The organism is Roseomonas sp. GC11 (genome assembly GCF_024437745.1).
Taxonomy (GTDB): domain Bacteria; phylum Pseudomonadota; class Alphaproteobacteria; order Acetobacterales; family Acetobacteraceae; genus Pseudoroseomonas.
Genome location: NZ_JANFNY010000023.1, coordinates 51,225 through 65,118 on the forward strand (window position 1 = coordinate 51,225; position 13,894 = coordinate 65,118).

The 13,894-nt window shown below is 71.7% G+C and carries 15 protein-coding genes; 10 read left to right on the forward strand and 5 right to left on the reverse strand.

Going from position 1 to position 13,894, the window contains the following annotated elements:
* Positions 1-267 precede the first annotated feature (267 nt).
* From bamA to gloA, 7 genes are all read left to right on the forward strand, one after another.
* Entirely contained in the window at positions 268-2,604 is a 2,337-nt protein-coding gene (gene bamA, locus NON00_RS09485) for an outer membrane protein assembly factor BamA (RefSeq protein WP_256020073.1), read from the forward strand.
* A gap of 62 nt (positions 2,605-2,666) precedes the next feature.
* The gene (locus NON00_RS09490; RefSeq protein WP_256020074.1) at positions 2,667-3,386 is read left to right on the forward strand and encodes an OmpH family outer membrane protein; all 720 of its coding nucleotides are present in this window, start codon (positions 2,667-2,669) and stop codon (positions 3,384-3,386) included.
* 5 nt (positions 3,387-3,391) lie between these two features.
* The gene (gene lpxD / locus NON00_RS09495; RefSeq protein ID WP_256020075.1) at positions 3,392-4,555 is read left to right on the forward strand and encodes a UDP-3-O-(3-hydroxymyristoyl)glucosamine N-acyltransferase; all 1,164 of its coding nucleotides are present in this window, start codon (positions 3,392-3,394) and stop codon (positions 4,553-4,555) included.
* Positions 4,556-4,560: 5 nt separating this feature from the next.
* Complete coding sequence (gene fabZ, locus NON00_RS09500) at positions 4,561-5,049, forward strand: 3-hydroxyacyl-ACP dehydratase FabZ (protein WP_256020076.1); 489 nt, start codon at positions 4,561-4,563, stop codon at positions 5,047-5,049.
* Positions 5,050-5,053: 4 nt separating this feature from the next.
* Positions 5,054-5,932 carry an acyl-ACP--UDP-N-acetylglucosamine O-acyltransferase gene (gene lpxA / locus NON00_RS09505; RefSeq protein WP_256020077.1) on the forward strand — a complete coding sequence of 293 codons (879 nt, stop codon included), beginning with the start codon at positions 5,054-5,056 and terminating at the stop codon, positions 5,930-5,932.
* A gap of 4 nt (positions 5,933-5,936) precedes the next feature.
* Positions 5,937-6,839: an LpxI family protein gene (locus tag NON00_RS09510; protein ID WP_256020078.1), complete on the forward strand. Its 903-nt coding sequence runs from the start codon at positions 5,937-5,939 to the stop codon at positions 6,837-6,839.
* On the forward strand, positions 6,836-7,249 hold the full coding sequence (gene gloA / locus NON00_RS09515; RefSeq protein WP_256020079.1) for a lactoylglutathione lyase: 414 nt from the start codon (positions 6,836-6,838) through the stop codon (positions 7,247-7,249). Before NON00_RS09510 ends, gloA begins: the two co-directional genes overlap by 4 nt.
* A gap of 188 nt (positions 7,250-7,437) precedes the next feature.
* Here gloA and NON00_RS09520 read toward each other — a convergent pair whose 3' ends face one another.
* On the reverse strand, positions 7,438-8,262 hold the full coding sequence (locus NON00_RS09520) for an alpha/beta hydrolase (protein ID WP_256020080.1): 825 nt from the start codon (positions 8,260-8,262) through the stop codon (positions 7,438-7,440).
* 378 nt (positions 8,263-8,640) lie between these two features.
* Between NON00_RS09520 and minC the strand changes: the two genes are divergently transcribed.
* From minC to minE, 3 genes are read left to right on the forward strand one after another with little or no spacing between them, the layout of a single operon-like run.
* Entirely contained in the window at positions 8,641-9,387 is a 747-nt protein-coding gene (gene minC, locus NON00_RS09525) for a septum site-determining protein MinC (protein ID WP_256020081.1), read from the forward strand.
* Between the two features lie 33 nt (positions 9,388-9,420).
* On the forward strand, positions 9,421-10,239 hold the full coding sequence (gene minD, locus NON00_RS09530) for a septum site-determining protein MinD (RefSeq protein WP_256020082.1): 819 nt from the start codon (positions 9,421-9,423) through the stop codon (positions 10,237-10,239).
* Complete coding sequence (minE, locus tag NON00_RS09535) at positions 10,236-10,595, forward strand: cell division topological specificity factor MinE (RefSeq protein ID WP_256020084.1); 360 nt, start codon at positions 10,236-10,238, stop codon at positions 10,593-10,595. The genes minD and minE overlap by 4 nt, the downstream gene beginning before the upstream one ends.
* A 70-nt stretch (positions 10,596-10,665) precedes the next feature.
* Here minE and NON00_RS09540 read toward each other — a convergent pair whose 3' ends face one another.
* From NON00_RS09540 to NON00_RS09555, 4 genes are all read right to left on the reverse strand, one after another.
* Positions 10,666-11,529 (reverse strand): DMT family transporter, encoded by an 864-nt coding sequence (locus NON00_RS09540; RefSeq protein ID WP_256020086.1) that lies wholly within the window; start codon positions 11,527-11,529, stop codon positions 10,666-10,668.
* Positions 11,529-11,717, reverse strand: a complete 189-nt coding sequence (locus NON00_RS09545) for a hypothetical protein (RefSeq protein WP_256020088.1) — start codon at positions 11,715-11,717, stop codon at positions 11,529-11,531. Before NON00_RS09545 ends, NON00_RS09540 begins: the two co-directional genes overlap by 1 nt.
* Before the next feature lie 87 nt (positions 11,718-11,804).
* The gene (locus tag NON00_RS09550) at positions 11,805-12,257 is read right to left on the reverse strand and encodes a MarR family winged helix-turn-helix transcriptional regulator (protein ID WP_256020089.1); all 453 of its coding nucleotides are present in this window, start codon (positions 12,255-12,257) and stop codon (positions 11,805-11,807) included.
* A 257-nt stretch (positions 12,258-12,514) separates the two neighbouring features.
* The coding region (locus tag NON00_RS09555; protein WP_256020090.1) for a translocation/assembly module TamB domain-containing protein at positions 12,515-13,894 on the reverse strand (1,380 nt) is incomplete at its 5' end.

The following is a 13,894-nucleotide window of genomic DNA, read 5'->3' on the forward strand; positions in this document are numbered from 1 at the left end:
CCCCCAGCAGGGGGCAGGGCCCCCTGCACCCGCCTTCTGTTGGGTTTCCAAAGGCCTCAGGCCTTTGGTGGGGAGAGTTTGAGAGGGGCGAAGCCCCTCTCAAGAGCGCGCCGGCTTTCCTCCGGGCGGTTCGGATCAACTGAAAAAAAGCCGTGGCCGGAGGGGGGTGGCGGGGCGATGCGTTAACGGTTAGTCTCCGGCGGCCCGAGACGCCCCGTTTCCGGCGGTTTTCCACTGGCCCCCATCAACCGGCCCCGGACCCGACCTTTGCACGCTACCCGCGCCCTCCTGCTCGCCGCCACCTGCCTCGTGCCCGTGCTGCTGCCGCCTGATGCGCAGGCGCAGCAGCCGCGCACCCCGCCGCGGCGGGGTGCCGCCGCGGCGCAGCCTGCCGCCAATGGCTATGTCAGCCAGATCGACGTGCGGGGGAACCAGCGCATCGAGGCGGACACCATCCGCTCCTACATGCTGCTCCAGCCCGGCGATGCCTTCGATGGCGACCGGCTGGACCGCAGCCTGCGCACCCTCTTCGCCACCGGCCTGTTCCGGGACGTGAAGGTGACCCGCCAGGGCGACCGCATCGTGGTCCAGGTGCAGGAGAACCCGATCGTCAACCGGGTGGCCTTCGAGGGGAACAGCAAGCTCTCGGACGACACGCTGAAGCCCGAGGTGCAGCTGCGCCAGCGCGCGGTCTTCACCCCGGCCACCGCCCAGGCGGACCGCCAGCGCATCCTCGACCTCTATGCCCGCCGCGGCCGTTTCGCCGCGCGCGTCGAGCCCAAGATCATCGAGCTGGACCAGAACCGCGTCGACGTGGTCTTCGAGATCACCGAGAACGAGGTGGCGCTGATCAGCCGCATCAGCTTCGTCGGCAACGAGGCCTTCTCGGACAGCCGGTTGAAGGAGATCGTCTCCTCGCGCGAGGCGGCGTGGTACCGGCCCTTCAGCTCCTCCGACACCTATGAGCCGGAGCGCCTGAACTTCGACCGCGAGCTGCTGCGCCGCTACTACCAGCGCCAGGGCTATGCCGATATCGAGGTGACGGGTGCCGCCGCCGAGCTGGCGCCGGACCGCAGCGGCTTCTTCGTGACCTTCACGGTCAAGGAAGGCATCCGCTACCGCGTCGGCAAGGTGGACATCACCTCCAGCCTGCGCAACGTCTCCGCCGACCGGCTGCGCCGCGTCATGGAGATCCAGTCCGGCGACTGGTATGATGGCGATGCCGTCGAGCGCATGACCCAGGCGCTGATGGACGAGGCCAATCTGGCCGGCGCCCCCTTCGTCGAGGTCGAGCCCAAGACCACCCGCGACCGCGAGGGCAAGGTGGTCAACCTCGCCTTTGATGTGCGCGAGGGTGCGCGCCAGTATGTCGAGCGCATCGACATCGTCGGCAATACCCGCACGCAGGACCGCGTGATCCGCCGCGAGTTCCGCCTGGCGGAGGGCGATGCCTTCAACGCCGCGCAGATGCGCCGCTCGCGCCAGCGCATCCGCGACCTCGGCTATTTCAGCGACGTGCAGATCAACCCGACCCCCGGCTCCTCGCCGGACCGCACCGTGCTGGCCACCAATATTTCCGAGCGCGCGACGGGCGAGCTGTCCATCGGCGGCGGCTACTCGACCGATGCCGGCGCCCTGGCCGATATCGGCGTGCGTGAGCGCAACATGCTCGGCACCGGCATCGATGCCCGCGCCAACACCACCGTGGCGCAGCGCCGCAGCCAGATCGACCTCTCGGTCACCGACCCGTCCTTCATGGACCGCAACCTCTCGGTCGGCGCCGACATCTTCTACATCGTGCGCGACCTCACCGACTATTCGGGCTATGAGGAGCGCCGCTACGGCTTCAGCCTGCGCGCCGGCTATGAGTTCAACGAGCGGCTGCGCCAGTCCTGGGCCTATACCCTGTCCCGCCGCAACGTCTTCAACGTCAGCGACGACGCCTCGATCTACATCAAGGACCAGAAGGGCGTCACGCTGCTGTCGCAGGTCGGCCAGACGCTGACCTATGACACGCGCGATTCCCGCCTCGACCCGCATGATGGCTATGTGCTGCGGCTGGGCACGGATTTCGCGGGCCTTGGCGGCGATGTCTCCTATGTCCGCACCAAGGTCGATGGCGCCTACTACATCCCCTTCGAGCGCCTGATGGGCGACCCGGACTATGTGCTCGCCATTTCCGCCAGCGTCGGCCACATGCTCCGCGTCGGCAGCAACAACGAGCGCATCATCGACCGCTTCTTCCTGGGTGGCGAGAATCTGCGTGGCTTCGCCACGGCCGGCGTCGGCCCGCGCGACACCAGCACGGATGACGCGCTCGGCGGCCGCACCATGTGGACGCAGAGCACGGAAATGCGCTTCCCCCTCCCGGTGCCCTCGGAACTCGGCCTGCTCGGCCGTGCTTTCATCGATGTCGGCTCGCTCAGCGGGTCGGATAGCGGCACCAACATCGCCGATGACTCCGCCCCGCGCGTGGGCGCCGGCGTCGGCGTCTCGTGGCGCAGCCCCTTCGGCCTGATCAACATCGATCTGGCCCAGGCCGTGGTGAAGAAGTCCTACGACGAGACGCAGGTCTTCCGCTTCGGTTTCGGCACGCGCTTCTGAGCCTTTCCACGGAGTTCCCGATCATGGCGCGTCGCGCTTCCGCAACGCTTGCGGCGATCCTGATGGCGTCCACCCTGCTGTCCGGCGCCGCGATGGCGCAGCAGCAGGAATGGTTCGTCCCCAACCAGGGCCAGGGGGCGCAGCAGCGCCCTGCCCAGGCTCAAGCCCCGGCCCAGCGCCCGGCCCAGCCGGCCCAGCGCCCGGTGCAGGCCAACCCGGCGCCGCTGCCGCCCGGCGAGCAGCCGCCGGCCGCCATCATCGGCATCGTCGATGTGCCTGAGGTGCAGCGCAACTCCACCGCCTTCAACCAGGTGCGGGAAGAGATCGAGAAGCGCCGCCAGAAGCTGAATGACGACCTCCAGCGCGAGCAGAACCGCTGGCGCGAGGAGCAGCAGCAGCTGGCCAACCAGCGCAACGCCCTCTCCCCCGAGGAGCTGCGCAACAAGGAGCGCGACCTGCAGGACCGCGTGACCGATGCCCAGCGCATCTTCCGCGACCGCAGCCGCAACATCGAGCAGGCGGCGCAGCAGAGCCTGCAGGAGATCGAGCGCGCCCTGGCCACGGTGATCCGCCAGGTCTCGGCCAGCCGCAAGGTGAACCTCGTGCTGCCGCGCCCGGTGGTGGTCTATAACGACCCCGCCTTCGACCTGACGGAAGAGATCTCGACCCAGCTCAACAAGGTGCTGCGCTCGGTCAGCCTGCCGGCCGAGGAGCCGGCGCCCGCGCCGGCCGCCGCGCCGGCCCGGCCGGGCCAGCAGGGCCAGGCGCCGCGGCGGAACTGACCGCCATGGCGGATCCGCGCTTCCACCCCGCCTCCGGCCCGCACCCGCTTTCGCGTGTCGCCGAGGTTGCGGGGGCGGAGAGAACGGGGGCGCGGCTGGAGGAGGAGGGGGCGCGCCTGTTCGAGGGCGTCGCCTCGCTCGCCGAGGCGGGGCCGGCGCATCTGGCCTTCCTCGAAGGCCGCCGGCACCTGCCGGCGCTGCGCGCGAGCCGCGCCGGCGCCGTGCTGCTGCGCGCCGAATTCGCCGCCGAGGTGCCGCGGGGCTGCGTGGCGCTGGTGGTGGCGGCCCCGCAGCTCGCCTTCGCGCGGGTGGCCGGGCTGTTCCACCCGGCCGCCGCGCCGCAGCCCGGCATCCACCCCACCGCCCAGGTCGCGCCCGGCGCCGTGATCGGCCCGGGCAGCGAGATCGGCCCCTATGCCGTGATCGGCGCGGGGGCGGTGCTGGGCGCGCGCGCCTATGTCGGGCCGCATGCCTTCATCGGCCCCGGCTGCGTCTTTGGCGATGATGCCCGCATCCATGCCCATGCCAGCGCCATCTGCTGCCTGGCCGGGCACCGCGTCACCCTGCACCACGGGGCGCGGGTGGGGCAGGAGGGCTTCGGCTTCGTCCCGACGCCCGAGGGGCGCTTCCTCACCATCCCGCAGCTCGGCCGCGTCGTGCTGGAGGATGAGGTGGAGATCGGCGCCAATAGCTGCGTCGACCGGGGCGCGCTGGGGGATACGGTGCTCGGCCGTGGCACGCGGCTCGACAACCTCGTGCAGATCGGCCACAACGTGACGACGGGGCGCGGCTGCGTCATCGTCGCGCAGGTCGGCATCTCCGGCTCCACGCGGCTTGGCGACTATGTGACCATCGCCGGGCAGGCGGGGCTGACGGGGCATCTCGACATCGGCAGCCGGGCGCGCATCGGCGCCCAGGCCGGTGTCCAGGCCGATATTCCGCCGGGGCAGGATGTCACCGGCTCGCCGGCCATGCCGGTGAAGGATGCGTTGCGCGCCGCGCTCTATCTGCGCAAGGTGGGGGCCCGCAAGGCGTCCGTGGGCACGACCCCGGCTGGAACGGCCCCAGCTGGAACGGCCAGGGGCGAGGCAGCGGAATTGGGCGCCGCGGCAGCGGGCGGCGCGGAACAGGACAGGGCGCAAGACGGGCGCCCCTCACAAACGGACTGACCGGCATGGACCAGCACGAACAGCCCCCGAGCGATGGGGCGCCGAAGCAGACTCTCGATTCCTGTGACATCGCCCGCGTGATGCGCGCGATCCCCCACCGCTACCCCTTCCTGCTGGTCGACCGCGTGGTGGACATGGTGCTGGGCGAGAGCGCGGTGGGCGTCAAGAACGTCACCATCAACGAGAACTTCTTCCAGGGCCATTTCCCGGCGCACCCGGTGATGCCGGGCGTGCTGATCATCGAGGCGATGGCGCAGACGGCGGCCGTGCTGGTGGTGGAGACGCTGGGCCCCAGCGCCCATGGCAAGATCGTCTATTTCATGAGCATCGAGAACGCCAAGTTCCGCCGCCCCGTCGGCCCTGGCGACCAGCTGCGCATCCACATCAACAAGGATCGCCAGCGCGGCAATGTGTGGAAGTTCAACGCGGTGGCCAAGGTGGATGGCGTCGCCGTGGCGGAAGCCAGCTACGCCGCCATGATCATGGACCGCTGAGCGGATGCCCGAGAGCGTGACGCAGACCCCCCCGCCCGCCGCCACCCGCCAGATCCACCCCAGCGCCGAGATCCACCCCACCGCCATCATCAGCGCGGGCGCCAGCATCGGCGCCGGCTGCCGCATCGGCCCGTGGTGCGTCATCGGCCCCGATGTGGTGCTGGGCGAGGGCGTGGTGCTCGAGGCGCATGCCGTCCTCGATGGCCATACCGAGATCGGCGACCAGGTGCAGGTCAGCCCCTTCGCCTCGATCGGCCTCGCGCCGCAGGACCTGAAGTACAAGGGCGAGCCGACGCGCGCCGTGGTCGGCCCGCGCACCATGATCCGCGAGCACGCCACCATCCACCGCGGCAGCGTGGGCGGCCATGGCGTGACCACGGTGGGCGCGGACTGCCTGATCATGTGCAACGCCCATGTCGGGCATGACTGCACCCTCGACCACCACGTGATCCTGGCCAACAACGTCATGCTGGGCGGCCATGTGCGGATCGCCGATACCGTCTTCGTCGGCGGTGGCGCGGCCATCCACCAGTTCGTCCGCATCGGGCGGCAGGTGGTGGTGGGCGGCATGAGCGGCGTCGAGGCCGATATCATCCCCTATGGCGCCGTGCTGGGCAACCGCGCGCGGCTGACCGGGCTGAACTGGGTGGGGCTGAAGCGGCGCGGCTTCACGCGGCCGCAGATCCACACGCTGCGCGCCGCCTATCGCAGCCTCTTCCGCACCGCCGGCAATTTCCAGGACCGCATCGCCGTGACCGAGGCGGAACTGGGCGGCCTTCCCGCCGTGGCTGAGATCCTCGCCTTCATCCGCGCCGACAGCCGCCGTGGCCTGTGCCGCGCCGGCCGCGAGCTGCTGGAGGAGGACGAGGCGGCCGAGGGCTGATCCGATGGCCTGGCCGTCCGTCGCGCCCTTCTCGGGAAGCTCCCCCCGCAACGCTCCTTTGGGCATGATCGTGGGTGGCGGCATGATGCCGCAGCGGGCCGCCGCCGCCGCCGCCGCCGCCGGGCGCCGCCCGCATGTGGTGGTGCTGGAGGGCTTCGGCGACCCGCGCGACTATGCCGCCTATCCGCACATCCTCTGCCGCCTGGGTGCCGCCGGGCGCATGCTGGACTGGCTGCGCGCCGCCGGCTGCCGTGATCTGGTGCTGGCCGGGCAGGTGAAGCGGCCGAGTTTTCTTTCCCTGCGCCCGGATGGGGGGGCGGCGAAGCTGCTGCCGCGCATCGGCATGCGCGCCTTTGGCGGGGATGACAGCCTGCTCACCGCCGTGCTGCGCGTCCTCCAGGAGGAGGGCTTCAACCCGCTGCCGGCCCAGGCCATCCTCGCCACTCTGCTGGTGGAGGTGCCGGGGCAGCTCGGCCGCGTCGCCCCGGATGCCGAGGCGCGGCGCGATATCGCCCGCGGCGTTGGCGTGCTGCGCACCATGGGGGCGGCCGATGTCGGCCAGGGCTGCGTGGTGCAGCAGGGGCTGGTGCTGGCGGTGGAGGCCATCGAGGGCACGGATGCCATGCTGGCGCGTGCCGGCACGCTGCGGCGCGAGGGGCCGGGGGGTGTCTTCATCAAGATCCTGAAGCCCGGCCAGGATCGCCGCGTTGACCTGCCGACGGTGGGGCCGGCGACGGTGGCCGCCGTGGCGGCGGCGGGGCTGCGTGGCCTTGCCATCGAGGCGAGGGGCACCATCGTCGTGGACCGGGACGAGACGGTGGCGGCGGCGGATGCGGCGGGGCTGTTCCTGCTGGCCATCGACCCCGCCGCGCCCGAATGGACTCAGAACGAGGAGACGAGCGCATGAGCAGCTTCCTGCACACCATGATCCGCGTGGGCGACCTGGAGCGCAGCGTGGATTTCTACACCCGCCTGCTCGGCATGAAGGAACTCCGCCGCAACGACGTGCCGGAGGGCAAGTACACCCTCGTCTTCGTCGGCTATGCCCCGGAGAGCACCGGCGCCGGCGTGATCGAGCTGACCTACAACTACGGCGTCGAGACGTACGAGCTGGGCAATGCCTTCGGCCATCTGGCCATTGGCGTGCCTGACATCTACGCCACCTGTGACGCGCTGCGCGCCGCGGGCGCCCGCATCACCCGCGAGCCTGGCCCCGTGAAGTTCGGCACCACGGTGATCGCCTTCGTCGAGGACCCGGACGGCTACAAGATCGAGCTGATCGAGCGCAAATCCGCCGAATCCGGCACCAAAGGCTAATTTTCTTTCAGGCTGCCGCTTTTCTTTCAGGCTGCCGCCGCCCCGTTGAGAAGCGGGACACGGCGCTGGGCCGGAGCGGCGGTTTGTGAGTGCCGCGATCCCGTCGCGGCCCTGACCGGCAGCTTGCAGAAAAAAGATGGGGGTCCGGGGGAATTCCTTCCCCCGGCCTTTTTTTATCGGCCTTGTTTTTATTCGCCTCTCACCCGCGTGGCTTCTTCGATGAGCACGCGCGCGGTGTGGCAGAGCAGGCCATCGGGGGCGCGCAGGGCTTCGGGCACCGCCTCATGCTCCAGCCCGGGCAGGGGCAGGAGTGGCCCCGCCCCGCCATCGCTCTGGCGCAGCGCGTGGAAGGCGCGGGATTGCTGGCGCAGGGCCGGGGTCTCGGCCTCGCCATAGGCGATGGCGAAGGGCTTGCGCACCACCGGCAGGCGCTGGGGCGAGAGGACCTCGACCTCCAGCGGGCTGAGGCCGAGGCTTTCTTCCTGCCCGCCCAGGTCATAGAGGCCCGAGAGCCCCATGCCGGCGGTGACGCGCGGGTGGTCGAGCAGCATGGCGGCGAGATGGGCGCCCGAGCCCCAGCCGCAGACCAGCAGCGGCCCGGCGATGCCGTGCAGCGGCCCCTGGGCGGCCAGCCAGTCCACCGCCTTGTGCACCTGGCGGGTGATGCGGGTCAGGCTGGCCTCGGGGGCGGGGGCGTGGCCGGGCAGGGCGGCGCTCCAGCCATGGGCCATCAGCCCCTGGGCCACGGCGCCGAAGCCCTGGCGGCTGCCGCGCCAGCCGCCGCCATGCAGCAGCAGCAGGCAGGGCGCGCCGGGGGAGAGGGCCGGGTAGAGATCGAAGCGGCATTCCGGCGCGGCGGCGTAGGGGAGATCGAGCTTGCCGGGGCGGGCGGCGCGCAGGGCGGCGGAATCGGCCTGGCGGCGGGCGAGGATCTCGGCCGGGCCGGGCGTGTCCTCCAGCCGGTGCACGCGCCCGCTGACACCGCGCGGCGAGGCCGGCGGCACGGCGATCATGGCCGGCCCCCGCCGTGCCGTCTCCCGCTCGGGCGGCACGGCGGGGGGGGCTGCGGCGGCTGCGGCATGGCGTGGTCTCCCAGGTGCGGTGAAGGCTTTGCAACCTTCGTGCCGCGCGCTTGTGGCCGCGGGCGCACGCCTGGCGACAAAAATACGGCCCGAGCGTGCGTTGGGCGTGGGGTGTGCCTTCGCCAAGGCGTTGCGCTTCTGTATAAATGAAGAATTCCTGGCGAAGTCGGGTCCATCCGGTGGCAGAATGCCCAACCGGCGGGCGCCTGCCCCGCCGGATGCCCAGAAGCTTATCCGCCCGCTGATCCGCCGCCCGAGCCCCACACCCCCAACCCAGCCCAGCCCCAACCAGGATCGTCGCCCCCGCCGATGTCAGCCCCCGCCCTGAATCCCCGCCTTGAGCCCTTCCGGCTGCGCGGGGCCAATTTCAATCTCCTGGTGCTGCGCCTGCTGGACCCGCGGCCGGAGGTGATCGTTCCCGCGATCGCCGACCAGTTCCGCCGCGCGCCGGGCTTCCTGCGCTTCGCGCCGCTGGTGCTGGGGCTGGACGAGTTGCAGGCGGGCCCGCAGGAGGTGGATTTCCCCACCCTGGCGGCGGAGCTGCGCGCCATCGAGATCACGCCGATCGGCACGATCGGCGGCACGCCGGAGCTGCGCGCGGCGGCGCAGGGGGCGGGGCTGCCGCCGCTGCGCGCCGCCGGCGGGGCGGAGGAGCCTGTCCAGGCCGCGCCGCCGCCGCCGAGCAGCGAGCCCCCCGCCGCGCCCCCCTTGCCGCCGGGCTCGATGCGGCCGACGATGGTCGTCGACCACGCGGTGCGCGCGGGGCAGCGAGTCTGGGCACAGGGCGCGGACCTGATCATCAACGGCACGGTCAATCCGGGCGCCGAGGTGATCGCGGATGGCAACCTGCACGTCTATGGCGCGCTGCGCGGGCGGGCCATCGCGGGCGGCGCCGACAATATGGAGGCGCGCGTCTTCGCCCTGAATTTCGACCCGGAGCTGGTCTCCATCGCGGGCTACTACGCGGTGCGGGAAGGGCTTACGGAGGCCCCGATCGGCAAGGCCGTGCAGGTGCGGCTGATCGGCGAGAACATGCGGTTCGACCGGCTGGGCTGAGCAAGCCTCCCCACCGGCAGAGAGGAGAGACCAATGGCGCAAGTGATCGTGGTGACGTCCGGCAAGGGAGGGGTCGGCAAGACCACAAGCTCTGCCGCCTTCGCCACAGGTCTCGCCCAGACCGGCAAGAAGACCGTCGTCATCGACTTCGACGTCGGCCTGCGCAACCTTGACCTCATCATGGGGGTCGAGCGGCGGGTGGTGTTCGACATCGTCAACGTCATCTCCGGCGAGGCGAAGCTCAACCAGGCGCTGATCCGCGACAAGCGGGTGGACACGCTCTCCATCCTCCCCGCCTCCCAGACGCGCGACAAGGACGCGCTGACCAAGGAAGGCGTGGCGCAGATCATCGAGGAGCTGAGCCAGGACTACGACTACATCGTCTGCGACAGCCCGGCCGGCATCGAGAAGGGCGCGCTGCTCGCCCTCTACTTCGCCGACCAGGCGGTGATCGTGACCAACCCCGAGGTCTCCTCGGTGCGCGATTCGGACCGCATCCTGGGCGTGCTCCAGTCCAAGTCCCGCCGCGCGGAGGAGAAGATGGAGCCGGTGAAGGAGCATCTCCTCGTCACCCGCTACGCGCCCGAGCGCGTGGAGAAGGGCGAGATGCTCAAGCTCGAGGATATCCGCGAGATCCTGGCCATCCCGCTGCTCGGCGTGATTCCGGAGAGCGAGAGCGTCCTGAAGGCGTCCAACACCGGCAACCCGGTGATCCTGGACGAGGCCAGCAATGCCGGCCAGGCCTATAAGGACGCCGTCGCCCGTTTCCTCGGCGAGGACCGGCCGCACCGCTTCATCGACCCCGAGAAGAAGGGCTTCCTGTCCCGCCTGTTCGGAGGGAGGGCCGCATGAGCTGGCTCGACGTCTTTCGCGTCAACCGCAAGCAAGCCCCGACCCCGGCGGGCGCGGCCAAGGAGCGGTTGCAGATCGTCCTCGCCCATGAGCGGATCAGCCGGACGGGGGATGACTTCCTCCCCCGCCTCCAGCGCGAGCTGATCCAGGTCGTGGCGCGCTATGTCGCCATCGACCCGAAGGCGGTGAATGTCTCCCTCGACCGCGGGGGGGACATGAGCACGCTGGCGATCGAGGTGGAGCTGCCCGCTCCCGCCTCGCCGCCGGTGGAGGCCGCTCCGGCGGCCGTGGCCGAGGCGAAGGATGCCAAGCCCAAGCCGAAGGCCAGCGCCGCGGCGGGTCAGAAGGCATCCTGAGCGGCGTGCTTCCCGTGTCTCTGCCCGGCCTGTTCCGCGTGTCCTGGCGCGTGATCCCGGCGCGGCCCGCCTACCGGCCGCGCCGCACCAGGTAGAGCGTCGCCGCCACCATCGCCAGGGTGCCGGCCAGCAGCGGCCAGCCGGGCGTCTCGCCATAGGCCAGCCAGCCGATCACCGCGCTGGCGGGGATCTGTGCGTATTCGAAGGGCGCCAGCAGCCCCACCTCCGCCCGCCGCGCCGCCGCCGAGGCCGCGAGGTCGGCCAGCAGCGCGCAGAGCGTGCCGCCCACCAGCATCAGCAGGGCGAAGAGCGTCGGCGTCTGCCAGACGAAGGCCGAGACCGGCCCCCAGAACAGCACCGAGGTCACGGAATACCACGCCACCACCCGCGCCGGCGGCTCGGTGGGGGAGAGCGCGCGGAAGCAGATCAGCACCAGCCCGCTGCACAGCCCCGCCGCCATGGCCAGCGGCGTGCCCCAGGAGAGGTCCCCGCCCGGCTGGGCGATGATCAGCACGCCGAGGAAGCCCAGCCCCGCCGCCAGGGCGCGGTCCCGCCGCACCTTCTCATGCAGGAGCAGCGCCGCCAGCGGCAGCACCCAGAGCGGCCGCGCGCTCATGATCGCCACCGCATCGGCCAGCGGCAGCAGCATGATGGCGAGAAGCTGGAGGAGGAAGGTGGCGATGCCGGCGGCGCCGCGCGCCAGGTGCAGCTTCGGCCGGCGCGTGGCCAGCGCCGCCACCGGCCCCGTGCGCAGGATCCAGGGCGCCAGGAAGCCCAGCGTGATCAGCCCGCGCGCGAAGGGCACCAGCGGCACCGGCAGCCCCTCCGCCAGGGCGGCGCGGTAGCAGGCATTCACGCCCGCCCCGCACAGCGCCGCCAGCAGCATGAGCGTCATGCCGGCCAGGGCGGCGGCCGGCCCGCGCGAGGCGAGCATCAGCGGCGCGGGGCCAGCTCGGTCTCCAGCGCCTTGATCTTGGCGACCAGCGATTCCCGCAGCGCCGGGGAGGCGTGGGACTTCATGCCCGCCAGCGCCTCCTTCAGCTCGCGCAGCTGGCGCTTCTTTTCCTCCAGCGTGCGGGAGATGGGGCGGTTGCCGGAAATCTGGCCATCAAAGGCGCGCATGGTGAAACTATCCTTTCGGCAGGAAACAGCCCCCGCCCCGCCGGGTGCGGGGCCCAGGGCGGCTGGCACGGGGGCAGGGGCAGGAGATCAGAGGCCGTTGAGCTTGCGCAGCAGCCGCATCAGCGTGGCGCGCTCCGCCGCCGTCAGCGGGGCGGCGAGGCGCTTTTCATGCGCGGCGATGCGCTCCTTGAAGGGCGGCAGCAGGGCCGCCCCCTCGGCGCTGAGATGCAGCGCCTGGGCGCGGCGGTCGCCGCTCACCGCCTGCCGCTCCACCAGGCCGCGCTCCGTCAGGCGCTGCACGGCGGGGCTGAGGGTGGATTTGTCCAGCGCCGCCGCCGTGGCCAGTTGCCCCAGTGTGATGCCGGGATTGGCCTCCATCAGGCAGAGCAGCGCGAATTCGCCGGAGGTAATGCCGAACTCGGCCGTGCTCTCGGTGAAATCCAGCAGCATGCGCGTGTGGGAACGGCGCAGCAGATGCCCGAGCAGCTCCGGCAGGGGGCCCAGCTTGATCGTATCCGGTTTGTTTCGCACCGCGTCCATGACACCCAGGATAGCGCAGCCTCCAGAGGGGCGGAACGCCCAACCGCCCAGCCATCCACAGCTTTGTCTGGGGAGGCTCCGCCTCCCCAGACTTGGCTTTTGTTCTCTGGGGAGGCTCTGCCTCCCCAGACCCCTCCGCCGGGGTGGCGCGGCCACCCCAAATCTTCCCTTGGGGACCCCGCGTTCAGTCAGCGCCAGCGGATGGCGGGTCCCCACGGGAAGGATGGGGGGCGGCGGGGGGGGGGCAGAGCTCCCGCTCAATATTCCAGCTCGTAGGAAAGCCCGACCTTCTCGCCATCCTCCCCGCCCGTGCTGCTCTGCAGCTTCAGGCGCGGGGTCAGCTCGACCTCGACGCCGACGCGCGGCCCGCCATCGGCGCCCTGCTCGACATTGAGATAGACGCCCTGGCCGAGATAGCCGCCGGCCTGGAGGGCGGCATTGTCCAGCCCGCCATTGCTGTTGCCGACGCCCAGCCGGTCCAGCCCCAGCCGGTCGGCGATGCGGCCGAGGAAGCCGCGCGCCCCGCCCGGCGCCACCCCCGCCAGATTCGCCGCACCCCCCGCCAGCTGGGCGATTTCCAGCGGCGAGAGCTTGTCCGCCGCGCGGTTGAACAGCAGCCGCGCCAGCACCTCGTCCTGCGGCAGTTCCGGGTCGGAGGTGAAGGCGATGCTGGGGCTGGCCGGCTGCCCGGTGACGGTGACGGTGATGGTCACGCTCTGCGCCGTCGTGCTCGCCTCGAAATCCAGGCTGGGGGTCATGGCGCCGTTGAAGCCGAGCTCGCCCTTGCTGAAGGTCAGCCGCCGGTCGAGCAGCTGGAAGGTGCCGCGCCGCAGGGTGAAGGCCCCCTCCGGCTGCGGCTCGGCCGCCGTGCCGGTGACGTGCAGCGTGCCGCCCAGCTCGGCATCCAGCCCGCGCCCGCGCACCAGGATGGATTGCGGCGCCTCCACCCGCACATCCAGCGCCACGGGCGGGGCCGGGGGGGCGGGCGCCGGGGGCGGGGGGGCGCCGGCGCCACGCTCCTGCACCGCGCCCAGGCTGGGCACGCCGCCGCCGGGCAGGGCCTGCGGGATATTCACCGCCACCCGCTTCAGCCGCACCGTGCCGGCCAGCGCCGGGTCGCGCTCCAGCGCGCCGGAGAAGCGCAGATCGGCATCCAGCAGCGCGGTCACCAGCTCGCTCTGCACCGGGGTGGCGTCGCGCGCGGTGATGCTGATGTCCACCGGCAGGCCCGGCGCCAGGGGCCGCGCCTCACCCGCGAGGGTGATGCGCCCCTGCCCGGCGCGGGCGGTCAGCCCCTCCAGGAGGAGGCGCTCGCCCTCCGCGCGCAGCCGGCCCTCGATGCCGGTCAGCCGCAGCCCCTGGACGGGGTTGCGGATCTCCCCCCCGGTGAGGCTGGCGCTGCCGCGCAGCATCGGGGCGGCCAGGGTGCCGCTGGCGCCGCCCTCCAGCGTGACGCGGCCGGTGACGCGGTTGGCCCCGCCGCCCAGGACGGGCGCCAGCAGCGGTTGCAGATTGGCCTGCCCGCGCAGCGTGGCCTCCAGCGGCGCGGCCGCGCCCGGCCCCTGCGGCAGGCTGGCGCTGGCATCGAGCGTGGCGAGCTCGCCCAGGCGCAGCGCCGCCTCGGCGCGCACCGCCCC